Origin of the sequence: Pandoraea sp. PE-S2T-3 (genome assembly GCF_002179965.1) — a bacterium.
Taxonomy (GTDB): Bacteria; Pseudomonadota; Gammaproteobacteria; order Burkholderiales; family Burkholderiaceae; genus Pandoraea.
Genome location: NZ_NGUQ01000015.1, coordinates 560,703 through 586,820, shown reverse-complemented (window position 1 = coordinate 586,820; position 26,118 = coordinate 560,703). Strand labels below are relative to the sequence as shown.

The window sequence follows — 26,118 nt, the reverse complement described above, 5'->3', positions numbered from 1 at the left end:
ACGGCGAGTTCGTGAATTCGGGTTTCCCCTAGTATGCCCGCATTTTACGTAGCTTGACGAGCTTCCCCCTTGTTTTGACAGGGTTTGCGGGACATCGCCCGGATTTTGACGAGCCATGTCACCCCATTTGATCAATTTTTTTTCTTTTGACTAGGGCGTGATGAAAATATACTTTCTTCCACTTCGTGAATGTCACCGATAGTCGACGAAAAAACTAACGGTATGACTGGCGTCCTGAACGATTCGTTGCAGGGATTCGCGATCAATTTCTTTCACGTACTTTTGCTTACACCGGTGACAACGCCGGTGCCACGGACGACCCGCTTTCTCCATGATTGACGCCGACTCGTTGCCTGCCGATCTGCCGCTCACCGAGCGCATCGTGCGTGCCATGCCTGAACTGACGCCCGCGCAGCAGCGCATGGCGGCGTTTGTGCTGGACAACACGTTCCGGGCGGCGACCATGCGCATCGACGAGTTCGCCGCTGCGGTCGGAGTATCACTCGCCACCGTGAACCGGTTTGCCCGCGCGCTGGGTTTCGACGGCTACCCGCAATGCCGCGCTGCGATGGTGCGCGGCTTCGAAGCGACGCTCGCGCCGATCGAAAGCCTGCGCACGAGCAAGGCGCAAATGAGCGCCAGCGCCGACATCATGGCCGCGTCGCTCGCGCAGGCGATGGAAAACCTTGACTGGACCCGCCGCACGCTCGACGCGAGCACGTGCGAGCGAGCTGTCGACACGATCTTGCAAGCGCGCCGCATCCACGTGCTGGGGCTGGGGGCCAGTGGTTATCTGGCCGGTTTGCTGCATCACGGCCTCGACCCGTATTGCGAGAACGTGCAGGCAGTCGTGGGCGCGGGCGGCTCGACGCACGCGGCGCGCCAACTCTTCAAGCTGCGCGAAGGCGATCTGGTGATCGCGCTCGGCTTCCCGCGCTATGTGACCGACACGATTACGTTGTGCCGCCGGTTGCGCGGTCGGGGTGTGCCGCTGCTGGTGCTGACCGACAGCCCGACCTCGCCGTTGGCGCCGCTGGGCGACATCGTCATCTTCGTGCGAAGCAAACCCCGGTTATCGAGCAACTCGGAAGCGAGCGTGCTCGCCATGATCGACGCGTTGTGCGATGCCGTCGCGCAGCGCGCCAAGCACGCGGTGGACCGCGCGACCGAACTGACCGATTTCCTGTTGCCGTGGCTCGACTCGGCATCGGTGGCTTCGGCCGCCGCGTCGGCGAATGCCCCCGTCAACGTACCGGCCAATACCCCCGTTGTCGGTTCGGTCGGCTCGGTGGTTGGGCGCGTCGCCACGCCGCAGGGCGCAACGATTGCGTCCATCGCTGCCAACGCCACGCCCCCGCATACGAACACCGCTGCATCGGCCGCTACGGCTGCGGCGGTCACGAACCCGACCTCATCGACCGCGCTGCCCAAGACGACGCAGGGCGGTCAGGAAAGAAAGGACAAGGCATCATGAGCACCCCACAACGCGCCGTCATCGCCATTCATGGCGGGGCGGGCACGATCAGCCGCGACACGTCGCCCGAAGAACTCAAGGCTTACCACGAGGCGCTGGCCGACGTGCTGCGCGCCGGACAAGCCGTGCTGGCCGCCGGTGGCTCGGCGCTCGACGCCGTCACCGAAGCCGTGCGACGTCTGGAAGATTGCCCGCGTTTCAACGCCGGGCGCGGTGCCGTGTTTACGCACGAAGGCACGCACGAACTCGACGCCGCGATCATGGACGGCACGACGCTCGACGCCGGTGCTATCGCTTGCGTGCATCGCGTGCGCAACCCGATTCTCGCCGCCCGCTCAGTGCTGGAGCACAGCCCGCACGTGCTGCTGGTGGGTGAGGGCGCCGAAGCCTTCGTTGAGGCCCACGGCGCCGAGATGGTCGGGCCGGAATATTTCCATACCGACGCACGCTACGCCCAATGGCAGCGCGCACTGGCCGACGCCGCCGTGGCGCTCGACCACGACATGCCGCTCAAGCGCGATGGCGCCTCGGGCGAACCGATTGAGCCCATCGACCCGGACACGAAGTTCGGCACTGTCGGTGCTGTTGCCTGCGATATCCACGGTCACGTGGCTGCCGCGACGTCGACAGGCGGCATGACGAACAAGGCCGTGGGCCGTGTGGGCGATTCGCCGCTCATCGGTGCCGGTTGCTATGCCAACGACGCCACGGCCGCGGTGTCGGCCACCGGCACGGGCGAGGCCTTCATTCGTGCGGTGGCCTGCTATGAAGTGGGCGCGTTGATGGCCTACGCCGGCCTGTCGCTGACCGATGCGGCCGATCGTGTCGTCAACGAGCGTCTGCCGCGCGTGCAGGGCCGAGGCGGCCTGATTGCCGTCGATGCGCAAGGCAATGTGGCGCTGCCGTTCAATACCGAAGGCATGTATCGCGGTGTCGCACGCGTGGGCGAGACGCCCGTGACGGCGATCCACGAGTAACCCCGGATTCACCATCAGTACCGCATCAAGTCAGTATTGGTCAGCATCAGCAAGCATCAACAAGTATCAGCAAGCGTAGATTAGCGAGGACAGGCGTGGCAGAGCGCAAGACAACCCCTACGATTTCGTTGCCCGATGAGCGCGTGCTCGCCGTCGACGGCCTCACCGTGCAGTTCGCCACCTCAGAGCGCGTGGTGACGGCGGTGCGCGACCTGTCATTCCACGTCGATCGCGGCGAGACCCTCGCCATCGTCGGCGAATCCGGTTCCGGCAAATCAGTGACCTCGCTCGCCGCCATGCGGCTGGTGGAGAACGGCGGCGGCAAGATCATTCAAGGCTCGATGATCATGCACCGCCGTAACGGCAAGCTGGTCGATCTGACCAAGGCCAGTGGTCATACCATGCGCACCATCCGTGGTGCCGACATGGCGATGATCTTCCAGGAGCCGATGACCTCGCTCAACCCGGTGTTCCCGGTGGGCGAACAGATTGCCGAATCGATTCGCCTGCACCAGCACAAGGACCACGCCGCTGCGCGTGCCGAAGCGCTGCGCATGCTCGAACTCGTTCGCATTCCCGAAGCCCGCCGCGTGCTGGGCCGCTTTCCGCATCAACTCTCGGGCGGCATGCGCCAGCGCGTGATGATCGCCATGGCGCTGTCGTGCAAGCCGGGCATTCTGATCGCCGACGAACCCACGACCGCGCTCGACGTGACGATTCAGGCGCAGATTCTGCAACTGATTCGCGCCTTGCAAGACGAGATGCACATGGGCGTGGTCTTCATCACGCACGACATGGGTGTGGTGGCGGAAGTGGCCGACCGCGTGCTCGTGATGCACCGTGGCGACAAGGTGGAAGCCGGTCCGTCGCAGGAAATCTTCAGCGCACCGCGCGAGCGCTACACGCAGGCACTGCTCTCGGCCGTGCCGCGTCTGGGCTCGATGCAGGGCACCGACTTGCCGGCGCGTTTCCCGCTGCTGCGCTACGACGCACCGGCTGACGCCAAGCCCGTCGCCGAGACACCCCAACCGACCGTCAAGACCGACGCCGGCCCGATTCTGCGCGTGAAGGATCTGATCGCGCGCTTCGATGTGCCGTCGGGTTTCTTCGGCAGCGTGAAGCAGCGCGTGCACGCCGTCGAGCGCGTGAGTTTCGATCTGTATCCGGGCGAGACACTCGGCCTCGTGGGCGAGTCGGGCTGCGGCAAGTCGACCACGGGGCGCGCCTTGCTGCGTCTGGTGGCGAGCCAAGGCGGTTCGATCGAATTCAACGGCAAGCCGATTCAGGATCTCGCCGGGCGTGCGTTGCAGACGCTGCGCCGCGATATCCAGTTCATTTTCCAAGACCCGTTCGCCTCGCTCGATCCGCGCCTCACGGTCGGCTTCTCGATCATGGAGCCGCTGCTCGTGCACGGCGTCGCCAGCGGTGCCGAAGCCGAAAAACGTGTGGCCGAACTGCTGGAGCGCGTCGGCCTGCCCGCCGATTATGCGCAGCGCTACCCGCATGAATTCTCGGGTGGCCAGCGTCAGCGTATTGCCATCGCGCGCGCCCTCGCACTCAAGCCGAAGGTCGTGATCGCCGACGAATCCGTCTCGGCACTCGACGTGTCGGTGCAGGCCCAGATCATCAACCTGATGCTCGACTTGCAGAAAGAGTTCGGCATCGCGTTCCTGTTCATCTCGCACGATATGGCCGTGGTCGAGCGCATCAGCCACCGCGTGGCAGTGATGTTCCTTGGCCAGATCGTCGAAATTGGCCCGCGCCGGGCGATCTTCGAGAATCCGCAGCACCCGTACACGAAGAAGCTTATGTCGGCGGTGCCGATTGCCGATCCGTCACGTCGTCACGCCAAGCGCGAATTGCTCACGGAAGAAATCCCGAGCCCGATTCGCGCCGTGGGGGACGAGCCGCAGGTGCAGCCGCTGGTGGAAGTGGGCGCGGGGCACTACGTGGCACGTCATCGCGTTGCCGGTGCGTACTGATTGATGTTGTGAGTGTTTCGGGGGTTTCCCCGGTGGTTCAGGCAGTACTTTGTTTCAGTAATAACAATGCCCGCCAAGGGCCGGAGTCCAGAGACTCCGCTCGCGGCGACCCCGTCAGACCAGAAGGAGAAAGACAGATGTCGAAAACCGCTTTGCTGGGCGCTCGCTGGAAAACCGCGCTCGCGTCCGTCGCCGTGGCGTCCGCCGTGCTCGGCGCAGCTCCGGCGTTTGCCGCCAAGGATGTCGTGATGGCCGTGCAGTCGACCTTCACGACGATGGATCCTTACGACGCCAACGACACGCTGTCGCAGGCCGTCGCCAAGTCGTTCTACGAAGGCATGTTCGGCTTCGACAAGGACATGAAGCTCGTCAACGTGCTGGCCGATAGCTACACGGTCTCGCCGGACGGCCTCGTCTACACCATCAAGCTCAAGTCGGGCGTGAAGTTCCAGGACGGCACGAACTTCGATGCCGCCGCCGTCAAGGCGAACTTCGACCGCGTGACGAACCCGGACAACAAGCTCAAGCGCTACAACCTGTACAAGGAAATCGCCAAGACGGAAGCGGTCGATGCCCATACGGTGAAGTTCACGCTGAAAGAGCCGTTCTCGCCGTTCATCAACACGCTGGCGCACCCGTCGGCCGTGATCATCTCGCCGGAAGCGCTCAAGAAGTACGGCAAGGACATCGCCTCGCACCCGGTCGGCACGGGCCCGTTCGAATTCGTCGAATGGAACCGTACCGACTACGTGAAGGTGAAGAAGTTTGACGGCTACTGGAAGAAGGGCTACCCGAAGGTCGACACGATCACCTTCAAGCCGGTGGTCGACAACAACACGCGCGCTGCCGTGATGCAGACCGGCGAAGCCGGCTTCGCCTTCCCGGTGCCGTACGAACAAGCTGACGGCCTGAAGGCCAGCGGCAGGGTCGACGTGATCGCCGGCCCGTCGATCATTCAGCGCTACGTGAGCTTCAACACGAAGCAGAAGCCGTTCGACGACGTGCGCGTGCGTCAGGCCATTAACTACGCCATCAACAAGGAAGCACTGGTGAAGGTGGCCTTCTCGGGCTACGCGACGCCGGCCGAGGGTGTGGTGCCGCAGGGCGTGGACTTCGCGACCAAGACGGGCCCGTGGCCTTACAACCCGGCCAAGGCGAAGGAACTGCTCAAGGAAGCCGGTTACCCGAACGGTTTCGAGACCACGCTGTGGTCGGCCTACACGTTCACCACGGCCCAGAAGGTGATTCAGTTCGTGCAGCAGCAACTGGCGCAAGTCGGCATCAAGGCGCAAGTGCGCGCCCTCGAAGCCGGTCAGCGTGTCGAGCTGGTCGAGTCGGCCCCGGATGCCGAAAAGGCACCGGTGCGCATGTACTACGTGGGCTGGTCGTCGTCGACGGGTGAAGCCGACTGGGCGCTGCGTCCGCTGCTGAGCTCGGAGTCGTTCCCGCCGAAGCTGTTCAACACCGCGTACTACAAGAACGACGCTGTGGATGCCGACATCAACAAGGCGCTGCTCACGACCGACCGTGCCGAGAAGACGAAGCTCTACACCGACGCACAACAGAAGATCTGGAACGATGCGCCGTGGGCGTTCCTCGTGACGGAAAAGCTGCTGTACGCACGCAACAAGAATCTGACGGGCGTGTACACCATGCCTGACGGCTCGTTCAACTTCACCGACATTTCGATGAAGTAAGCAGGACGGCGAGTCTGAAGTGCCCGCGCCGCCATCGATACACCGTGGCGGCGCGGATTTACCGGCAACCCGGCAGGCACAGCGCCACCGATAGCCGCGAGAGAGACCTGGTTTGGTAAGACGTTCGGCAAGACTGCGATGCTCAATTACTTTTTCAAACGCCTGCTCGGCCTGATCCCCACGCTACTGATCGTGGCGGTGCTGGTGTTCGCGTTCGTGCACATGTTGCCGGGCGACCCGGCGCGTCTGGCGGCCGGCCCGCAGGCGGACGAGGCGACCGTGGCGCTGGTGCGTCAGGACCTCGGCCTCGACAAGCCGCTGCTGTCCCAGTTCACGTACTTCGTCACGCACGCGGTGCGCGGCGATTTCGGCCTGTCGATGCGCAGCAAGCAGCCGGTTTCGGAAGAAATCAGCAGCCGCTTCATGCCCACGCTGTGGCTCACCCTGGTCAGCATGATCTGGTCGGTGGTGATCGGCATGGGTATCGGGGTGGCCTCGGCCGTGTGGCGTAATCGCTGGCCCGACCGGCTCGGCATGACGCTGGCGGTCTCGGGCATCTCGTTCCCGGCGTTCGCCATGGGCATGCTGCTCATGCAGGTGTTTTCGGTGCAACTCGGCTGGCTGCCCACCATGGGCGCCGATTCGTGGAAGAGCTACATCCTGCCCTCGATCACACTGGGCGCGGCCGTGGCCGCCGTGATGGCACGCTTCACCCGCTCGGCTTTCGTCGAAGTGCTGCACGAAGACTTCGTGCGCACCGCACGTGCGAAGGGCCTGAACGAAATGCGCGTGGTGTTCAAGCACGCGCTGCGCAACGCCATGATTCCCGTCATCACGATGATGGGTTTGCAGTTCGGTTTTCTGCTCGGCGGCTCGATTGTCGTCGAGGTGGTATTCAACTGGCCGGGTCTTGGACGCCTGCTGGTCGATTCGGTCGAGATGCGCGACTACCCCGTGATTCAAGCGCTGGTGCTGTTGTTCTCGCTCGAGTTCATTCTGATCAACCTCGTGGTCGACGTGCTGTACGCCGTCATCAACCCGACCATTCGCTACAAGTGAGGCACGCATAATGAGCGCGGGTCAACCTACGACTGCAACACCGGCCGCTGCGGCCAATGCCAATCGCGTGCGCACCCCGTGGCGCGAATTCTGGCGCAAGTTCAAGAAGCAGCACATCGCGCTCGTCGCGGGTGGTTTCGTGCTGCTGCTCGTCCTCATCGCCATTCTGGCGCCACATCTGGTGCCGTTCGATCCGGAGAACTTCTTCGATTACGACGCGCTGAATGCCGGCCCGTCGGCAAAACACTGGTTCGGCGTCGACTCGCTCGGCCGCGACATCTTCAGCCGGGTGCTCGCGGGCACGCGCATCTCGCTGGCGGCGGGCTTCGGCTCTGTGGCCATCGGGGCGATCATCGGCACGGTGCTGGGCCTGCTCGCGGGCTATTACGAAGGCTGGTGGGACCGCATCGTCATGCGTATTTCCGACGTGCTGTTCGCCTTCCCGGGCATCTTGCTCGCCATCGGCGTGGTGGCCGTGCTGGGTAACGGCATGGTCAACGTGATCGTGGCTGTCGCGATCTTCTCGATCCCGGCGTTTGCGCGGCTGGTGCGCGGCAACACGCTCGTGCTCAAGCACATGACGTACATCGAGGCGGCGCGCTCGATCGGTGCTTCCGACTGGACGATCATCATGCGGCACATCCTGCCGGGCACGGTATCGTCGATTGTGGTGTACTTCTCGATGCGTATCGGCACGTCGATCATCACGGCCGCGAGTCTGTCGTTCCTCGGTCTGGGCGCACAACCGCCTACGCCGGAGTGGGGCGCCATGCTCAACGAGGCGCGGGCCGACATGGTCAACGCACCGCATATCGCCATCTTCCCGAGCCTGGCCATCTTCCTGACCGTGCTCGCGTTCAACCTGCTCGGCGACGGCCTGCGCGACGCGCTCGATCCGAAGCTCGACCGACACTGAGCATTTGACAGGGCTTGTCATGATGCAGACGCCAGACTTGCGCGAAACCTCTTTCGGCGCGCCGCACGTCGGGCTTCTGCCGGCCGGCCCGCGCGATGCCATCACCGATGTGCCCGGCGTATTCGTCGGGCATGCCACCCTCGCCGAGGGGGCGATCCAGACGGGCGTGACGGTGGTCTGCCCGACGCCGGCCGAAGGGTTGTCCGGAACTGCTCACGATACGGTACCGCCGCCCGCGTGGGACCCGTTCCGCGCCAGAATTCCCGCCGCCGCCGCCGTCATCAACGGTTTCGGCAAGAGCGTCGGTCTGATGCAGATCGACGAACTCGGCGTGATCGAAGCGCCCATCGCCCTGACCAATACGTTCTCTGTCAGCCATGTCGTCCTCGGGCAGTTGCGTGCTGCCATCGAGGCGAACCCGACGATCGGACGCGGTGCGCCGTCGCTCAACCCGACCGTGCTCGAATGCAACGACGGCTATCTGAATGATATGCAGGCGTTCGCGGTGACCGAAGACCACTACGCGCAGGCGCTGGCCAGCGCCTCGGTCGACTTTGTACAGGGCGCCGTCGGGGCAGGGCGCGGGATGTCGAGCTTCGGTCTGAAGGGCGGCATCGGCTCGTCGTCGCGCGTGGTCGAAACGGCGGGGGCGACCTTTACCGTGGGTGTGCTGGTGCTATCCAATTTCGGCCGCCCGTCGCAACTGACCATTGCCGGGCGCCACGTCGGCGCCGTACTCGACGAACGTCTGGCACAACCCGAGCAGAGCGCGGCACCCGAGCGCGGCTCGATCATCATGCTGGTGGCCACCGATGCGCCGCTCGACGCCCGCCAGTTGCGCCGCGTCGCCACGCGCACGGCCGCCGGGCTGGCCCGCACGGGCTCGGTCTACGGACACGGCAGCGGCGATGTTGCGCTGGCGTTCACCACCGGTTATACGACGGCGCACGACGCGCAAGGGCGGGTTGCGCCTGCGGCGCTGGTGCCCGACCCCTTGCTCGACCCCATTTTTCAGGCGACGGCCGACGCGACCGAGCAGGCCATTCTGCACGCGCTCTTTGCCGCCGAGTCGGTGCTCGGGCGCAATGGCCATGTGCGCCGTGCGCTCGCCGATGTGCTGCCCGACTGGGCTGCGCTTTGAACCCATTGATTCTGGCCTGATCCCGGTTGTGAACCGGAATCTCGCTTCCACCCGATTGCGGCCACCTTTGGCCCCACGAATTGCTGACATCATGCGAATCCTGATCTCCACCGACATCGAGGGCGTCGCCGGCGTCTTCCATCCCGAACAGACCCGCGCCGGTAATGGCGAGTACGAACGCGCCCGGCGCTGGATGACGCAGGAGGCGAACGCCGCTGTCCTCGGGGCGTTCGAGGGCGGCGCGACCGAGGTGATGGTCAACGACTCGCACGGCGGTTTCCGGAACCTGCTGCCCGACGAGCTCGACCCGCGTGCCCGTCTGGTGCTCGGCAAGCCGCGCTATCTGGGCATGGTGGCCGGTGTGGAAGCGGGTTGCGACGCCATTTTCATGGTCGGCTATCACGGCAAGGCCCAGAGCGCGGGGATTCTCGCGCACACGATCAACAGTTTTGCGTTCGCACGGGTCTGGCTGGCGGGTGAAGAAGCCAGCGAAGCGCGCCTGTACGGTGCGCTGGCCGGCGAGCGTGGCGTGCCGGTGGTGATGGCCAGCGGCGACGACGTGTTCTGCGACGAGACGCAACTGATCTTTCCGCATGTGCGGTTCGTCCAGACGAAGGCGGCATGGGGGCAGGGCAGCGGCATGACGCTCAACCCGCGCGAGTCGTGCGAGTTGATTCGCGAGGCCGCCCGGGAGTCGCTGAGCGACCGGCGCAAATGGCACCCCTATCAGGTGGCGGTGCCGGTGGAGGTGCGCGTGCAAGCGCAAACCACGGCGCTGGCCGATCTGTTCTGCCAGTGGCCCACGCTGGAACGTGTCGATGGCGTGACACTCCAGTTCACGGCACCCACGGTCGAGGCCGCCGTGCGCATGCTCAACTGCCTCTCGGCGATGTCGTCGATGCTGCGGTAATCGCCCGGTTTCCCCTCTCGACTGCCCCTGACCCTAATGCCGCCAGTGTCTTTCCCATGAGGGCAACGGCGAGACGCTGAACCGGGAAACTCGCGGCAAACCCATGCCAGCCGGGCATCCACTGCGCTGTTGTTAAGAAGCGACTGAGTTAGGGTTTGGGACAGCCGACGCGTTTTGGGTGCCGTGCGATAATCCGTAATATTTTGTAACAGGCGACCGCTGCGGTCATGTCTGTGGATTGTTGAGCGTCGGCCATGACCGACGGGGAATCATGGATATCAGAAACGCCCGACGTTGGGCGGAGCCCGGCGCCAAGCGCTATGCCGGGGCATTGATGGTGGTATTTGCTGCGTTTCTCTTTCGCAGCCTCTTGCATCCGGTGCTTGATCACTCGATGCCGGGTATCTTCTTCGCTTGCGCCGTTATCATCGTCGAATTCATTTGGGGCCTCGGCCCGGCCCTGATGGCGATGGTCATCAGCATCCCCATTTTCGATTTCTTCTTCGTGCCACCGTTTCGCGACATCGCGATGCTCGACCGTCGCGACGTGATGATCGTCACGGGCTTTCTGACGATCACGCCGCTCGCTGTCGTGCTCATCGAACGCCTGCGCCGCGCGCAATACCGGGCTGAACTGATCGCCGAAGTGGCCCAGACGCGCTACGAAATGCTGCTGCGCGCCGAGAACGAGCGCATGGTGCTGTCCGACTCGGTGCAGTTGAGCAACGCGCTGATGACGTATCTGACCAAGCATCTGGATACGATCTTCTATCTGGCGAACCCGACCACCCACTACGAGTTCATCGACGAGCATTTTCGTCGTGCGACCGGTGTTGCGCCGGATGTCGTCAAGCGCGACGGCCTGCGTGCCTTGCTGCATCCGGAGGACGCACGGCGTCTGGCCGGGTTGTTCAATCCCGATGCGCAGCGCCCGCAACACGGCGCCCACAACCTGCGCATGCTGAGCCGCGACGGCGGCTATGAGATGTTTGCCTGCGAACTGCAATACTTTCAGGCCCATCTGGGGACGTATGTCATTTTGCGTCTGCATTCGGGGCCGGCCGTGCGTCCGGTCACCCCGTTGCATACGCTCACGCCCGCTGCGAATGCGCGCGAAGTTAAAGAGGCGCCGGTCGTCTCGGGCGGAGTTTGAGCATGTTTCAAGAAGATATCTATTACAAGGGTGGCGAACACGCGGTGCTGCTGCTGCCGGGACTGTCGAGCACACCGCTCGAAATGCGTCCCGTCGCACGTGCGCTGCATCGTGAGGGCTACACCGTCTCGGTGCCGCATATCGAAGGCTACGGCCTCGGCGCGCCTTGCAGCGACTGGCGTTCATGGATCGCTGCCGCGCGGGCCAAGTACCGCGAATTGCGCGAGACGCATGAGACCGTGTCGCTTTGCGGGCTGTGCATCGGCGCCACGCTGAGTCTGGCCGTCGCGCAGGAAGAAGAGGACGTGGCGGCGCTCTCATTGCTGGCGGTCACGCTGGTGTACGACGGCTGGACCATTCCCTGGTACTACCCGCTCATCGATCTGGTCTTCCACACGCCGTTCCGCCATCGCTACCGGTATCACGAGAAGGCGCCGTACGGGCTGAAGAACGAAGCCTTGCGTGCGCGCGTGGCCAAGTCCATGTCGCAGCACGACGCGTCGGAAATCGGTGCCGCGTCGCTGCCGCTCGCGCATCTGTATCACGCGCGCCGATTGGCCGCGCATGTGCGTCGCCGGTTGGATCGCGTCACGGCCGACTGTCTGGTGATTCACGCGGTCGACGACGACACGTCGAGCCCGCACAATGCCCGCATCGTCTACGACGGTGTGTCGTCGGAAGTGAAGCAGAAGTGCTTGCTCAGTGAGAGCTATCACATCCTGACGATGGACAACGAGCGCGAGACCGTGGCCGACGAGACGCGCCGCTTTTTCCGCGACGCCGTGGCACGTCGCACCGGTGCGGCGTCGACCGAGACGCGCATCATCTCCAAGGCGCTGCTGCGCGCCAAGCGCCGTCAGGCGGCAGCGTAAGTCACAACGTTAGGGGGAGCGGCCCCAACCCCGTGCAATACCGGGGATGTGACATGTCATCAAACTGCCATCGATGGCCGGTTATGGTCGGGGTTTTACGATCCCGGCGCCCGTCAGGGCTCCTGCATATCCGGCCATGTCATCGCTCACCATCGATTCCGTCAGCAAGCAATGGGGCGATACACACGCGCTTCACGAGGTGAGCTTTTCCGCTGAGGCTGGCTCGCTCGTGGTGCTGCTCGGCCCGTCGGGTTGCGGCAAATCGACGCTGCTGCGCATGATCGCGGGCCTCGAGACGCCAAGCAGCGGCCGTATTCTGCTCGGTGACACCGACGTGACCCATCTTCCGCCCGCGCGTCGCAAGCTCTCGATGGTGTTCCAGTCGTATGCGCTGTTCCCGCATCTGTCGGTGCGCGAGAACCTGCTGTTCGGCTTGCGCGTGCGTGGAGAGCCGTCTAGCGGCTACCCGCAGCGTCTGGCCCGCGTGGCCGACCTGCTGGGCCTCGCGCCCTATCTGGATCGCAAGCCTTCGCAACTCTCCGGCGGTCAGCAGCAACGCGTGGCACTGGGCCGCGCTGTGATTGCGGAGACCTCGGTCTGCCTGATGGACGAACCGCTCTCGAATCTCGACGCGCAACTGCGTCAGGAGATGCGTCGCGAGATTCGTGCGCTTCAACAAAAGCTCGGCATGACGCTGGTCTATGTGACCCACGATCAGACCGAAGCCATGAGCATGGCCGATCAGGTCGTGCTGCTGCGCGATGGCCGCATCGAACAGGCCGGCGCACCGCAATCCCTTTACACCGCCCCCGCAACCCGCTTTGCTGCGAGCTTTATCGGCACGCCGCCGATGCAGTTGCTGCAACTGGTGCGTCATGGCGAAGCGCTGGTGCCGGCGGGCCAGACCGGCCCGGCACTCGCCTCGGCGGGCACACGGGAGCGTGCGCTGCTGGGCCTGCGCCCGGAACATGTCTTCGCCGTGCCGCCGACGTCCGTGGGTGCCGTACTTGCCACCGTGAGCGCGGTCGAATATCTCGGCGCGGACACGTTGGTTGCCTGCACGCTGGGCGCGGCGGGTGAGATCGCCACGCGCGTGCCGGGGCATCGTCCGTTTGCACCGGGCGACGCCATCGGCCTGCAATGGGATGCGGCCGATCAGCACTTGTTCGACGTCGACACCGGCTTGCGCACGAGTCTGGCGGCAGGGCAGGGGCATCACACCACTGCCGCCACTGCCGCCGCCGGGGACGACGCGCCTGACGTGGCCGATGCGCCTGCGTCACTCGCGACGATGGTGCCGCCGGCCACGCTGCAAGCCACGACGGCAGCGACCACCGCGACCACCGCATAACACGCCTGACCGGCGCACCACGCGCACGGCTTCGGCGGATCACCACAAAACTACGAGTCACACCACCACGCTTTCATGGGGAACCAAGCGACATGCGACGCACGATTCTGAAAACGTTTGCGGCCAGTCTTGCCGCACTGGCAATGGGCGGCCTGACGACCTCGGCCATGGCGCAGCAAAAGCCGGTCGAACTGACGTTCTACTACCCGGTGGCCGTTGGCGGCCCGGTGACCAAGATCATCAACGATCTGGTGGCCGACTTCGAAAAAGATCATCCGAACATCAAGCTCAAGCCGGTCTACGCCGGGACCTATCAGGATTCGGTGGTCAAGGCACTGACGGCCGCCAAGGCCGGCACGCCGCCGCAACTGGCCGTCCTGGCCGCCGCTGACGTGTTCACGCTCATCGACGAAGATGCCGTGGTGCCGATCGACAGCATCGCCAGCACGCTGGCCGACAAGCAGTGGCTCGACGGCTTCTACCCGGCGCTGATGATGAACTCGCGCATCAACGGTCACACGTGGGGCGTGCCGTTCCAGCGTTCGACCATCGTGATGTACTGGAACAAGGACCTGTTCCGTGAAGCCGGTCTCGACCCGGATCGTGCCCCGGCCAACTGGGAAGAACTTGCCGCCTACGCGCAGAAGCTGACCAAGCGCGATGCGTCGGGCAACGTGACGCAGTGGGGGATCAAGGTGCCGTCGACGGGCTTCGGTTACTGGCTGTTCCAGGCGTTCACCACGCCGGCCGGTATCGAGCTGATGAACGCGTCGGGTACCAAGACGTTCCTGAATGCGCCGCAAGCGGTCGAATCGCTCCAGTACTGGGTGGATCTCGCGACCAAGTACAAGGCCATGCCGACGGGGTCGATCGAGTGGGGCACCACGCCGAAGGATTTCCTCGAGAAGAAGGCCGCGATCATCTACACGACCACGGGCAACCTGACCAACATTCGCACCAACGCCACGTTCCCGTTCGGCGTGGGCAAGATGCCGGCGAAGGTGCGCGGCGGCAGCCCGACCGGCGGCGGCAACTTCTACGTGTTCAAGAAGAGCACGCCGGAAGAGAAGCAGGCAGCGATGACCTTCATCAAGTGGGCTACCACGCCGGAGCGTGCGGCGCAGTTCGGTATCGATACGGGCTACGTGGCCGTGACGCCGGCCGCGTGGGAGACGCCGGCGATGAAGCAATACGTGCAGAAGGTGCCGGCAGCGGCGGTCGCGCGCGATCAACTGGGCAGCAGCGTCGCCGAGTTCTCGACGCACGACAACCAGCGCGTGACCAAGGCGCTCAACGACGCGCTGCAAGCCGCGTTGACGGGCACCAAGTCGCCGAAGCAGGCGCTTGACGATGCGCAACGCGAATCGGATCGCATCCTGCGTGCTTACGCTCGCTAATTGAAATGCGGGACCGCGACATGCCGGCACATCGATGTCACGACGTGCCGGGGTGTCCGGTCCCGAGTACCGAATCGATGGACTGTCGATGAACCGCTCTTCCTCCTCGTGGGTGCCCTGGCTGCTGCTGTTACCGGCGCTGGTGCTGCTCGTCGCCTTCACGCACTATCCGGCGGTGGCCACCTTGTGGCACAGCTTCTTTTCGACAGCACGTGCGGGGGCGCCTTCGGTCTACGTGGGGGCCGAGAACTATCAGTTGTTGCTCGACGACCCGGTGTTCTGGCAAGCGTTGCGTAACAACGTGCTGTTTGCGCTGATTACTGTGCCGCTCGCGATGGCGATCTCGATTGCCATGGCGCTTTGGGTGCACCGTCAGGTGCCGGGGCGCGCGCTGCTGCGTCTCGCGTATTTCACGCCAGCCATCTTGCCGATGATTGCGGTGGCGAACATCTGGCTCTTCTTCTATACGCCGCAATACGGCCTGATCGCGCAGATCTCGCAAGCGTTTGGCGGCAGCGATTACAACTGGCTGGGGCAGCCGGGCACGGCGTTGCCTGCGTTGATGATCGTGACGATCTGGAAAGAAGCCGGGTTCTTCATGATTTTTTATCTGGCGGCGCTGCAACAGATCTCGCCGACGCTCGCGGAAGCCGCGGCACTGGAAGGCGCGTCGCGCTGGCAGTTCTTCCGCCGGGTGCAATGGCCGCTGCTCATGCCGACGACGCTGTTCGTGGTGATCAACGCGGTGATCAACGCCTTCCGTCTGGTCGATCACGTAGTGGTGATGACGCGTGGCGGGCCCGATAACGCCACGCAACTGCTGCTGTACTACATCTATCAGGTGGCGTTCAGCTTCTGGGACACGTCGTACGCGGCGGCACTCACGGTGGTATTGCTCACCCTGCTGGCCGTGGTTGCCTTCGTGAAATTCCGTCTGCTCGATTCGCGCACGCACTACCAATGACGACACCCGCACAGCCGCTTCAGACTTCCCGCCCGATCGATCCGGCGACTGCCGCTGGCGGGAAAGAGCCGCGCGCGGCGTTGCCCGCGTTTTCCGCTACCGGCGACACCCGCCTTGTCGACATCGCCGGCGCGTGGTTGCTTGGCTTGCTCTGGCTGCTGCCATTGCTCTATGCGCTGTGGAGCGCGTTTCACCCGTCGGCCTACGCAACGCGGTTCTCGCTCTCCGCACCGCTCACGCTCGATAATTTCGTGCACGCGTGGCAGGCGGCCCCGTTTGGCCGGTATCTGATCAATACCTTCGTGCTGGTCACGGTGATTCTCGCGGCGCAGCTGGTGCTCGCGACGCTCGCGGCCTACGCGTTCGCGCGCTTCACGTTCCGTGGCAGCGAAGTCGCATTCATGATCGTGTTGCTGCAACTGATGGTGATGCCCGACGTGCTGATCGTCGAGAACTACCGCACGATCGCGTGGATGGGGCTGCGCGACTCGATTCTCGGCATCGCACTGCCGTACTTTGCCTCGGCGTTCGGCATCTTTCTGCTGCGGCAGGCGTTCAAGACGGTGCCGAAGGAGCTCGACGATGCGGCGCGCGTGGAAGGGGCGAATGCGTGGCAGGTGTTGTGGCGCGTATACGTGCCGCTGGCGCGACCGGTGTATGTGGCGTACGCGCTGGTGTCGATCAGCCATCACTGGAACAACTTCCTGTGGCCGCTGATCGTGACCAACTCGGTTGAGACGCGTCCGCTCACGGTGGGCTTGCAGATCTTCTCGTCGACCGATCAGGGCATCGACTGGTCGCTGATTACGGCCGCCACGTTGATGACTGCCGCGCCGCTGTTTATCGCGTTCCTGCTGTTCCAGCGTCAGTTCGTGCAGTCGTTCATGCGCGCGGGGATTCGGTGATGCGTTGATGTGCTGATGCACTGATTGATGAGGATACAAAACAAAACGGCACGCCGCAGGGGCGTGCCGTTTTGCTTCAGGCGGGCTTTGCTGCCGGAGCCGCCGTGGCGCTGATTACTTGTCGGCGGCCTTGACGAGCAGCACCGGCACGGTCGTGATGCGCAACAGCGTTTCTGCTACGCTGCCCAGCAACAGGCGGTTGATACCACGGCGGCCGTGCGTGCCGAGCACGATCACGTCGGCGCTCCATTCCTGCGCTTCGCGCAGCACGGCATCGGCGATCTCGTCGGTACCGGCGTCGAGCGTGACCAGCTTCGTTTCGACGTCCACGCCGCGCTTTTTCAAGTCGGCCTGCGCCGTCGCGAGGATCTCGCTTGTTTCCTTCTCGAACGATTCCTGGCTCTCGAGCGGCACAAAGCCGCTGTAAGCGCCGGCAGCGTAGGCATTGGCGAGCGACGGCACCACCGAGACCAGACGAATCTTGCCCTGGCTCAGGGCAACGAGTTTCACGGCCTCGTCGATAGCGCGATTGGAAGGCGTACTACCGTCGATCGATACCAGAATGCGGTCATACATGATGGCGTCCTCTTGAGGGCTGGTGAGCTGGCGGATTGGGAATCCGGGATGTTTTTATTCTCGCACCGCACGCATCGAAAGTCATGCAACCGGATGCGGGGGAATTGACGGCACGCAATAACGCATCGTAATGCCAACGGCCGGCGCGCGCACGTCAGGGTGCGCGGCCGGCCGGGAATGCCGTGTTGAAGCGGAAATCAGTTTGCCTGACAGGCAATCACCAGATTGGCGACATTGCCGCTCACATCGCGGGTGAGCACATCGTAATTCTTGCCGGCGCATTGGGTGCGGGCGCGTTGATCGCAGTCGCCACTCGACGCGGCGGAGCATTGAATCTGCTGCGTGGGGCGGCCGTCGGACGTGAATAGCGGCGCGGAAGTCCCGCAGGCGGAGAGCGAAAGTGTCAGCATCCCCGAGGACAACAACATGGCGATCTTGGCGAGTTTTTTCATCGTATTGGTCTGACCTGACTGGCTCACGCGAGTATAGCCTGCCGCCTTATCAGTGCCCACTGCGAGGCTTGCCATCGCCCCCGGGCTAGCCCGCCCGAGGTTGCGGTTCAGGCTGATTCGCGTCAGGCCTCGGGCACGCCTGCTGGGGCAGGGCGGCCAAGCCGCTGGCGGCGCAAGGTGCGCACACTGTCGAAGACGACCAGCGCGACGCCGATCCAGATCGGCACATAGGTCCACAGGCCTTGCGCGGTGAACGGTTCGCCCAGCACAAACAGCGACACCGCGAAGAGCAGCACCGGCTCGACGTAGCCCAGAATGCCGTACAGCCCAATGGGCAGCAGCCGTGCCGCACCGAAGGTGCCGGCCAGCGCACTGGCGCTCAGCAGGCCGAGGGCGGGCAACCATAGCCAGAAGCGCGGCTCGGCCAGCACCATGGCGTTCTGCGGCCATGCGTGCCAGAGCAAAATGGCGGCCACCGGGGTCATCAGCAGCATTTCCAGTACAAAGCCGCATAGGGCGTCGAGCCGCAACTGGCGGCGCAGCATGAAGTACGGCGGATAGCCGAACATGATGAGCGCGGTCACCCACGACAGCGCGCGCGTGGCCCACAACTCGTGGGCGACACCGACGATCGCGAAGGTCACCGCAAGCGTTTGCAGCGGGCTCAGGCGCTCCTTGTACACCGTGCGTCCGGCCAGCACCATCGTGAGCGGCAGCAGAAAGTAGCCGAGCGACGCGTCGAGCATGCGTTGCTGCAACGGCGCCCAGACGAACAGCCAGAGTTGCACGCCCAGCAACACGGCACACAACACCAGCGCGCCAAGGGCGGCGGGGCGGTGCAGTACGTGCGAGATCGTGTGCTTGAGCACGGGCCAGCGCTGGAGCACGGTGACGATGACCAGCGCACCGGGGAGTGTGAGCAGAATGCGCCAGGCGAACACGTCCAGCCCCGATAACGGGGCAAGCTGCGAGACAAGCGCAGGCATCACTGCAAACAAGACGGATGCCGAGACGGAGAGCATCACGCCGCGACCGGAAAGCATGAGAATCCTGAGGGAAGGCGGGGGGGGAGGCCGGGGCTTGCCCGGCAGTCAGGCCGCGAGCATAGCAAATTTGTGTCGTTTTGCGCTGGATTGGTGCGTAATGCAGACGCGTGACATCGGCACCTTGTATGATCGCGAGGCGTTGATGTGCCTCGCTGGAGGCACTCGACGACAATATCGGCCAGCGCCCGGCGCTGTGCCGATGCCCCTTATTTTTCGCAGGCCTTGATTCCCATCGCCGCGCTGCAAAGTTCAAAGGAGACCCACGCATGTCGTCCGCCCCCGTTACCCCTGTTGCCGAGTACGCCGCCTTTGCCGCCACGCTGGCCGACACCGTGCGGCCGCTTTCGCTCGGCTGGTTTCGCCGCCGTCTCGCGGTGGACGACAAGGCGGACGAAAGCCCGGTGACGATCGCCGACCGCGAAGTGGAGACGGCGCTGCGCCAGCAGATCACCGCGCGTTATCCGTCCCACGGCATCTGGGGCGAGGAGTTCGGCAAGCTCAACCCCGATGCGGAATATGTCTGGTCGGTCGACCCTATCGACGGCACGCGCAGCTTCATCACCGGCCACCCGCTGTGGGGCACCTTGCTGGCCCTGCTGCATGACGGCAAGCCGGTGGTCGGGGTGATCGACATGCCCGCCACGGGCGAGCGCTGGGTCGGCGTGAACGATGCCGCCAGCGGGGTGCGCGAAGCGCGCTTCGACGGCGAGCGTTGTGCGACGAGTCCGGTGACATCGCTGGCCGAAGCGACGGTGTATGCCACGTCGCCCGACATCTTCGATGCCGCCGAGTACGCCCAATTCGAACGCCTGACGAAAGCGGTGAGCCGCCGTCGCTTCGGCGGCGATTGCTACGCCTATGGCCTGCTGGCCAGCGGGCATATCGAACTGGTGATGGAAGCCGGCTTGCAGACGTACGACTATCTGGCGGTCGCGCCGGTGATCGAAGCCGCGGGCGGTGTGATTACCGACTGGGACGGGCAGCCGCTCACGCTGGCCTCACAAGGCCGGGTACTGGCTGCCGCCAACGCCGAACTGCACGCCGCCGCATTGGCCTGCATTCAGGGCCGCTGAAGCCCGGCTGACGGCATGCCGCGCCAGATGCGCGGCAGCAGCACGCCAAGCACGACACCGCGCGTGGCGAGAAATGACATCAGTGCCAGCCAGAGCCCGTGATTGCCCCACGCGTCGAGCGTGAACGGCATCACGGCGCCAAACACCACGAGTCCGATCAGCGACGAACTGAGCAACTCGCGCGTGCGCGTCGCGCCGATGAATACGCCGTCCAACTGAAAACACCACACGGCAACGATCGGCGAGATCACCGCCCACGGCAGGAACTCGCGCGCGGCGGCGCGCAGCACCGGTTGATCGGTCAGGGTGTCGATGATCGCGCCGCCGGCCACGGCGTAGACCAGTGCGAATGCCACGGCGCAGCCGAGCGCCCATCCGAGCGACAAGCGAATGGCATGGAGCAGGGCCTCGCGCTGGCGTGCGCCGACATAGGCGCCGACCAGCGCTTCGGCCGCATGGGCAAAGCCGTCGAGACCATAGGCCATGAACGTCTGAAAGTTGAGCAGCAGCGCGTTGGCGGCCAGCGTCGTATCGCCAAGGCGGGCACCGACACGGGCAAACCACGCGAACGCGAGTTGCAAGAACAGCGTGCGCAGGAAGATATCGAGATTGAGCCGCAGCAGCCGCCACAGCGCGCTGCGCTCGACCAGCGCGGCTAGTCGCAGTGGCGGCAGGCCCGGCGTGCGGGCCAGCCACAGCAGCCATGCGCCGAGCGCAAAGCCCAGCACGTCGGCCAGCGCCGTAGCGATGGCGATCCCTGCCACGCCCCAGTCGAGCGCGCGCACGAAGACGATCACCGCCACGATGTTCACCACATTGATGAACACCTGCACCATCAGTCCTTGCCGTACGCGCTGGCAGGCCAACAGGTAGCCGAGCACGACGTAATTGCCGAGCGCCAGCGGCGCAGCGAGGATGCGAATGCCCGCGTATTCGCGCCCGAGCGTCTGCACCTGCGCACTGCCGCCCAGCCACGAGACCCCGAGCGATACCAGCGGCTCACGAAACAACAACAGAACGGCGCCGATCGAGAAGGCGAGCGCCAGCGCGCGGCACAGGGTGTCGCGCAATGCGACGGCGTCACGCGACCCGAATGCCTGCGCTGCGAGGCCGGTGGTGCCCATGCGCAGGAACGAGAAGCCCCAGAAGATCAGATTGAGCAGCAGTGCCCCGAGGGCGACACCGCCCAGATACGCGGGGCCCGGCAGATGGCCGGCGACCGCCGTGTCCACGGCCGAGAGCAGGGGCTGAGTGAGGTTGGCGAGCACAATGGGCACGGCCAAACGAAGGAGTTGCCGGTGACCGACGCTCGCAGGGGCAGGGTTCATGTCGAAGATATGCGGCAACCGTTCATGGCGGTGCCGTCGTCATCCGCACGGGGCGGCGAATTTAAGATGGCGCCGATTATACGTTGGACGCTACGTTGAACGCGGACGGTACAATGACCCCTCGCCCACGCCCGCCCACTTTTCCGTGATTCACCGACTGCGCATGCCGTTCTCGTTCTCGTCCTCCTCCTCCCTGCCTCCTTCCACTCGCTCAAGCTTGGTGCGTGCCTGCATGGCAACGCTCGCCGCCGCACTGTGTCTGGCAAGTCTGCCGGTGCTGGCCGACGTCACGGTCGATCGCGGACCGCCGCCGCCGCGTGTCGAGAACCCGCCGGCCGCGACGGGCAAACAGTTCTGGGTGCCGGGGTATTGGCAGTGGACTGCCGGACGCTATGACTGGATCGACGGTCACATGGAAACCAAGCGCCCGGGCATGCGTTACACACCCCCGCACTGGGAGGAAACGGCGTCGCACGAATGGACGCTGCGCGACGGTAAATGGGCACCCACGAGTTGGGGACCCGGCACCATTCACGAGATTCGTGCACCCAAATAAACGGCCGATATTCGGATGGGGCGTGCGCGCATCGGCTGTTAAATGCATCAGCTATCAAAACTGATTGGCTATCAAAAATCAGCTAAGCGATGCGTTGAACGATGGGTGATTCGTCACTCAAAAACGACTGGCAGTCGTGTTGCGGCATCATGCCGCAGCACTTGAAAGTTTTTCATCTTTTCCTTCGAATATTTGCGATTGCAAATGTCATATTGATGCGGGCGCTACGGCCACGCCATCTCACCGAATCGCCTCAAGCTTGATTGGACAACGGACTGCCAAGGATTTATAAAAAATAATCAGGAATGCTATGTATCTATTTGCATGCAGACTTGACGGGCACAAGCTTGAGCCGCTACGCAAAACATATTGACACGCCCGGAACGTTGAACAACACTATGCCGACACCGCGTCACCACGAAATGCGGAACAGTCGCAGATAGCGTAATTTAAATAACTCTCCAAACGATTTTTGGGAATAACCAAACCGTTTTCGAGCGTTAGGAACACGTGTCATGCGGCTTATGGTGTAGCGCCTGGAGCTTCTGAGGGAGGAGGCGGGCGTCATCGATTATCGGGTTGTCTCAACGTTTTGGGATCCGCTATGAACACCGTACGCTTCGGCCTGAGTGCCGCTCTGGTTACTTTGCTTTTCCCTGCCCCCACATCAACGCCTGGCGGCGTCACGTCCAGGCGCATAACGTAAAGCTGGTCTTTCCGATCGAATTGCCCTGTACCTGTCATCCGGGTAGGGCTGACTGTTGCCTTTTGCATGCGTAACTCACGCGCCGTCGCTTGATTGGCGCGGCCCCGTCACCTTAGCGTGACAAGTCGCTGGAGCATTTATGCAGTGTTCTGTCCCGCTGTTTGATGCTGTGCCGTTGATCACGGTATTCGTATGCGTTGTACTGGGCCAATTGCTTGGCCGCATCAAACTCGGACCGATTCAACTCGGTGGCGTGTGCGGTGCGCTGCTCGTCGCGCTGCTGATCGGGCAGACCGGCTGCATGGTCGAGGGCTCGCTCAAGGACTTTGCGTTCGCGCTGTTCATCTTTGCGATGGGCTTCTCCGCAGGGCCGCAGTTCGTCGAAAACCTGAATCTGCGTGGCCTGCGCTTTGGCGTGTTGTCGATCATCGAAGTCGTGTTCGTCTTCGGCATCGTGATGATCGCCGTGAAGTTCCTCGGACTCGATCCGGGTACGGCCGGCGGTCTGGCGGCTGGCGCGGCGACCGAGTCCGCCATGGTCGGTACGGCCATCGAAGCGCTCAACCGCCTCGGCCTCGACCCGGAAGCCTTCAAGGCCTTGCAGGCCAACGTGGTGACCGCTTACACGCTGACCTACGTGTTCGGCCTCATCACCATCGTGTTGTTCACCAATCTGCTGGCCCCCGTTTGCTTGGCATCGATCTCAAGCAGGACAGCGCACGTCTGGCCCGCGAGATGGAAGACGAGAACGGTGCCGATGCCGGTGCACCTGCTGCCCCGGATATCGTCGGCCGCAGCTATCGGGTGGCGCACCCGGGTCTCACCGTTGCCGCGCTTGAAGCGGCGCTCGAAGGGCGTGTCGCCGTAGAGCGCGTGCGGCGCGCCACGGCCGCCGTGCCGGTAGCACAGGCCCTGACGCTTGAGTCCGGTGACGAGTTGCTGCTGGTCGGACGCCGCGACGCCATGCTCGAAGCGCATGCGCTCGTCGGCCCGGAAGTGGCGGGCACCGAGACGAACGAGATCGTGCTCGTCGAGCGCGATTTCGTGATGACGAACAAGGAAGCCGAAGGGCGCACCGTCGCCGATCTGCGCCGGGAAGCCCCGGTCGAAGTGCGGCACGGCGTGTTCGTGAAATCCGTAAAGCGGATGGGCATGCAGTTGCCGTCGCTGGGCAAGATTACGCTGCAACGCGGCGACGTGATCACGTTGCAAGGCTTGCAGGAAGACATCGAGCGCGCGGGTGCCGTGCTGGGCAAGGAAGTGCCGCACGGCAACAAGACGAGTCTGGTGTTCGTCGGTCTGGCGTTGATTCTCGGTCTTTGCATCGGTCACCTGTCGGTACGCATCGGCGGTGTGCCGATGACGCTCGGCAGTGGCGGCGGGGCGCTCCTCACGGGGTTGGCGAGCGGTTGGCTGCTCTCGCGCCGGCCCACGTGGGGCACGTTCCCGCCGGCAGCTTACGAGCTGCTCAAGGATCTGGGGCTGGCAGTGTTTGTCGTGTGCGTGGGGCTTTCCGCAGGGCCGCAGGCGGCCGTGCTGCTTCGCGAACACGGGCTTGCACTGCCGGTCGTGGGTATTTGTGTGTCGCTCATTCCGGCCCTCGTTTCACTTTGGGTCGGCCACAAGTTGCTGCGCATCGACGGTCCGATCCTGATCGGTGCCATCGCGGGTCAGCAGGCCAGCACGCCTGCGATCAGCGCAGTGGTTCAAACGGCAGACAGCGCGTTGCCGGTCGTGGGGTACACGGTGACCTACGCCCTGTCGAACGTGTTGCTGCCGCTGATGGGCCCGGCGGTCGTCTTCGTCGCTCATCAGTTTTCGCATTAGCCCCCTATTCCTGACGGAGGTTCTGCCGTGGATATTGTGCATAGCATTCTTAACCATGTCCCCGAGGTGGCGATCTTTCTATCGCTCGCCCTCGGGTACGCACTCGGGGCGATCAAGTTCGGCTCCTTCCAGCTAGGCGGTGTGGGCGGTTCGCTGCTCGTCGCCGTCGTCGTCTCGCAGATCGGTATCTCGGTCGACGCAGGCGTGAAAAGCATCATGTTCGCGTTGTTCATTTACGCCGTCGGCTACGAAAGCGGCCCGCAGTTCTTCAATTCGCTCTCGCGCAAGACCTTGCGTGAAATTGCGATGGCGATCTTTCTGGCGGCGTCCGGTCTGGTCACGGTGCTGATCTGCGCCAAGATCTTCGGCTTCGACAAGGGCCTTGCCGCAGGTGTGGCCGGTGGCGGTCTCACGCAGTCGGCGATCATCGGCACGGCCGGCGATGCGATTTCGCGTCTGGGTCTGCCGGTCGACGAAGTCAAACGCCTGCAATCCGAAGTGGCCATCGGCTACGCGGTGACCTACATCTTCGGCAGCCTCGGCGCGATCATTGTGTGCGCTTCGCTGGTGCCCAAGCTCATGGGCCGCACGCTCAAGGAAGACGCCAAGAAGGCCGAGCTCGCGATGGCCGGCGGCCAGCAGGTGCTCAATGCCGATCAGGTCGATTCGCTGCCCGCGCTCGTGGGCCGCGTCTATCGCGTGACGACCGGTGCCGGCAAACGCGTGGTCGACATCGAGAAGCAACTCTCCGATGGGGTGACCATCGAGCGTTTGCGCCGTAACGGCAAGATCATCATCGCGACCGACGATCTGGTGCTCGAAACGGGCGACGACGTGATGCTCATCGGCCGCCGCGAAGCCGCTACCGAAGCCTGGCGCCTGCTCGGCGACGAACAGCCGCCGTCACGCGACCTCGATATCCCGCTGCGCTTGCAGGACGTGGTGTTCGCCCGCAAGGGCGGCAACGGCAAGACGCTGGGCGAGCTCAAGGCCGGTGTCGAGCGCGATACCAAGCACGGCGTGTACATCGCCAAGATCACGCGGATGGGGCAACCCGTGCCGGTGCTCGACGACACCATCGCGTACCACGGCGACGTGGTCACGCTCTACGGTGCCGACAGCGACGTGCAACGCGCCGCCAAGGAAGCCGGCTACCCGGTCGCGTACTCGGTCAAGACCGACTACGTCTACATGGGCATCGGCATCGTGTTCGGTCTGCTGATCGGCTACATCGTGGTGAAGGTCGGCGGTATTCCGCTCACGCTCGGCAGCGGTGGCGGTGCGCTGCTGGCCGGTCTGGTGTTCGGCTGGCTGCGTGGCAAGCACCCGACTTTCGGCGCCATGCCGCTGGCGGCGAGTTCACTGCTCAAGGAGCTGGGGCTCGCGACCTTCGTGACCTGCGTGGGGTTGTCTGCCGGTGCACAGGCATGGCAGACGCTGCAACAAAGCGGGGTCTCGATCTTCGTCGCCGGGGTGATCGTCACCATCGTGCCGCTGCTACTCACGTATCTCTTCGGGCGCTATGTGCTGCGCTACGACAACGTGGCCATTCTGGCCGGCGCGTTGTCGGGCTCGCGCAGTGCCAACCCGGCCTTCGGCGAGATTCTCGACAAGGCCGAGAGCAACGTGCCGACGGTGCCGTTCGCCATTACTTATGCCATTGCCAACGTGTTGCTCACGTTGCTAGGACCGCTTGTGGTGTCGCTGTCCTAATGCCGTATCGGGCCCCTCCCCCGAGGGCCCGGGACAGCGAAAG

General features: G+C 64.0%; 23 protein-coding genes. 19 read left to right on the top strand and 4 right to left on the bottom strand.

The features are described 5' to 3' along the window. Positions 1 to 331 precede the first annotated feature (331 nt). From CDV46_RS14790 to CDV46_RS14725, 14 genes are all read left to right on the top strand, one after another. Positions 332 to 1,474, top strand: coding sequence for a MurR/RpiR family transcriptional regulator (locus CDV46_RS14790; protein ID WP_087723252.1), 1,143 nt, complete (start codon positions 332 to 334; stop codon positions 1,472 to 1,474). Then, complete coding sequence (locus CDV46_RS14785; protein WP_058379669.1) at positions 1,471 to 2,451, top strand: isoaspartyl peptidase/L-asparaginase family protein; 981 nt, start codon at positions 1,471 to 1,473, stop codon at positions 2,449 to 2,451. The genes CDV46_RS14790 and CDV46_RS14785 overlap by 4 nt, the downstream gene beginning before the upstream one ends. Positions 2,452 to 2,546: 95 nt before the next feature. Then, positions 2,547 to 4,433, top strand: coding sequence for a dipeptide ABC transporter ATP-binding protein (locus tag CDV46_RS14780; RefSeq protein ID WP_087723250.1), 1,887 nt, complete (start codon positions 2,547 to 2,549; stop codon positions 4,431 to 4,433). A gap of 137 nt (positions 4,434 to 4,570) precedes the next feature. Next, positions 4,571 to 6,130 carry a glutathione ABC transporter substrate-binding protein GsiB gene (gene gsiB / locus CDV46_RS14775; RefSeq protein WP_087723248.1) on the top strand — a complete coding sequence of 520 codons (1,560 nt, stop codon included), beginning with the start codon at positions 4,571 to 4,573 and terminating at the stop codon, positions 6,128 to 6,130. Positions 6,131 to 6,268: 138 nt separating this feature from the next. Further along, positions 6,269 to 7,189, top strand: coding sequence for a glutathione ABC transporter permease GsiC (gsiC, locus tag CDV46_RS14770; protein ID WP_058379666.1), 921 nt, complete (start codon positions 6,269 to 6,271; stop codon positions 7,187 to 7,189). Positions 7,190 to 7,199: 10 nt separating this feature from the next. Next, positions 7,200 to 8,105, top strand: coding sequence for a glutathione ABC transporter permease GsiD (gene gsiD, locus CDV46_RS14765; RefSeq protein WP_058379665.1), 906 nt, complete (start codon positions 7,200 to 7,202; stop codon positions 8,103 to 8,105). 19 nt (positions 8,106 to 8,124) lie between these two features. Next, positions 8,125 to 9,246 carry a DmpA family aminopeptidase gene (locus tag CDV46_RS14760; RefSeq protein ID WP_254916062.1) on the top strand — a complete coding sequence of 374 codons (1,122 nt, stop codon included), beginning with the start codon at positions 8,125 to 8,127 and terminating at the stop codon, positions 9,244 to 9,246. Between the two features lie 91 nt (positions 9,247 to 9,337). Continuing rightward, positions 9,338 to 10,156, top strand: a complete 819-nt coding sequence (locus tag CDV46_RS14755) for a M55 family metallopeptidase (RefSeq protein ID WP_058379663.1) — start codon at positions 9,338 to 9,340, stop codon at positions 10,154 to 10,156. 271 nt (positions 10,157 to 10,427) lie between these two features. Next, positions 10,428 to 11,309: a DUF4118 domain-containing protein gene (locus CDV46_RS14750; RefSeq protein ID WP_084656314.1), complete on the top strand. Its 882-nt coding sequence runs from the start codon at positions 10,428 to 10,430 to the stop codon at positions 11,307 to 11,309. A 2-nt stretch (positions 11,310 to 11,311) separates the two neighbouring features. Continuing rightward, a complete protein-coding gene (locus CDV46_RS14745; protein WP_087688444.1) occupies positions 11,312 to 12,181 on the top strand; it encodes an alpha/beta hydrolase in 870 nt (289 codons plus the stop codon). Positions 12,182 to 12,317: 136 nt separating this feature from the next. Beyond that, positions 12,318 to 13,532, top strand: a complete 1,215-nt coding sequence (locus CDV46_RS14740; protein ID WP_087723246.1) for an ABC transporter ATP-binding protein — start codon at positions 12,318 to 12,320, stop codon at positions 13,530 to 13,532. 92 nt (positions 13,533 to 13,624) lie between these two features. Further along, complete coding sequence (locus CDV46_RS14735) at positions 13,625 to 14,929, top strand: ABC transporter substrate-binding protein (protein ID WP_087723243.1); 1,305 nt, start codon at positions 13,625 to 13,627, stop codon at positions 14,927 to 14,929. Between the two features lie 88 nt (positions 14,930 to 15,017). After that, the gene (locus CDV46_RS14730; RefSeq protein WP_087688441.1) at positions 15,018 to 15,893 is read left to right on the top strand and encodes a carbohydrate ABC transporter permease; all 876 of its coding nucleotides are present in this window, start codon (positions 15,018 to 15,020) and stop codon (positions 15,891 to 15,893) included. Then, entirely contained in the window at positions 15,890 to 16,798 is a 909-nt protein-coding gene (locus CDV46_RS14725) for a carbohydrate ABC transporter permease (RefSeq protein WP_254916061.1), read from the top strand. Before CDV46_RS14730 ends, CDV46_RS14725 begins: the two co-directional genes overlap by 4 nt. A 114-nt stretch (positions 16,799 to 16,912) precedes the next feature. On the opposite strand, the gene CDV46_RS14720 is transcribed toward CDV46_RS14725, so the two are convergent. The 3 genes from CDV46_RS14720 to rarD all read right to left on the bottom strand — a co-directional run bounded on the left by CDV46_RS14720 (position 16,913) and on the right by rarD (position 18,869). Beyond that, positions 16,913 to 17,374 (bottom strand): universal stress protein, encoded by a 462-nt coding sequence (locus tag CDV46_RS14720; RefSeq protein WP_058379657.1) that lies wholly within the window; start codon positions 17,372 to 17,374, stop codon positions 16,913 to 16,915. A 197-nt stretch (positions 17,375 to 17,571) separates the two neighbouring features. Further along, positions 17,572 to 17,853, bottom strand: coding sequence for a hypothetical protein (locus tag CDV46_RS14715; protein ID WP_141118732.1), 282 nt, complete (start codon positions 17,851 to 17,853; stop codon positions 17,572 to 17,574). A gap of 95 nt (positions 17,854 to 17,948) precedes the next feature. After that, positions 17,949 to 18,869 carry an EamA family transporter RarD gene (gene rarD / locus CDV46_RS14710; RefSeq protein ID WP_087723241.1) on the bottom strand — a complete coding sequence of 307 codons (921 nt, stop codon included), beginning with the start codon at positions 18,867 to 18,869 and terminating at the stop codon, positions 17,949 to 17,951. 269 nt (positions 18,870 to 19,138) lie between these two features. On the opposite strand from rarD, the gene hisN reads away from it, so the two are divergent. Further along, positions 19,139 to 19,945 carry a histidinol-phosphatase gene (hisN, locus tag CDV46_RS14705; RefSeq protein ID WP_087688439.1) on the top strand — a complete coding sequence of 269 codons (807 nt, stop codon included), beginning with the start codon at positions 19,139 to 19,141 and terminating at the stop codon, positions 19,943 to 19,945. Here hisN and CDV46_RS14700 read toward each other — a convergent pair. Then, positions 19,933 to 21,273, bottom strand: coding sequence for an MATE family efflux transporter (locus CDV46_RS14700; protein ID WP_087723315.1), 1,341 nt, complete (start codon positions 21,271 to 21,273; stop codon positions 19,933 to 19,935). The two genes, hisN and CDV46_RS14700, sit on opposite strands and share 13 nt — an antisense overlap. A 232-nt stretch (positions 21,274 to 21,505) precedes the next feature. Here CDV46_RS14700 and CDV46_RS27150 point away from each other — a divergent pair, with 232 nt between their 5' ends. The 4 genes from CDV46_RS27150 (at position 21,506) to aspT (ending at position 26,075) form a co-directional block, all read left to right on the top strand. Continuing rightward, positions 21,506 to 21,829 carry a YXWGXW repeat-containing protein gene (locus CDV46_RS27150; RefSeq protein ID WP_087688438.1) on the top strand — a complete coding sequence of 108 codons (324 nt, stop codon included), beginning with the start codon at positions 21,506 to 21,508 and terminating at the stop codon, positions 21,827 to 21,829. A gap of 845 nt (positions 21,830 to 22,674) precedes the next feature. Beyond that, a complete protein-coding gene (locus CDV46_RS27625; protein WP_369597109.1) occupies positions 22,675 to 23,403 on the top strand; it encodes a hypothetical protein in 729 nt (242 codons plus the stop codon). Between the two features lie 95 nt (positions 23,404 to 23,498). Next, positions 23,499 to 24,362, top strand: coding sequence for a hypothetical protein (locus tag CDV46_RS27620; protein ID WP_369597110.1), 864 nt, complete (start codon positions 23,499 to 23,501; stop codon positions 24,360 to 24,362). A gap of 27 nt (positions 24,363 to 24,389) precedes the next feature. Beyond that, positions 24,390 to 26,075 carry an aspartate-alanine antiporter gene (gene aspT, locus CDV46_RS14685; RefSeq protein WP_087688436.1) on the top strand — a complete coding sequence of 562 codons (1,686 nt, stop codon included), beginning with the start codon at positions 24,390 to 24,392 and terminating at the stop codon, positions 26,073 to 26,075. Positions 26,076 to 26,118 lie beyond the last annotated feature (43 nt).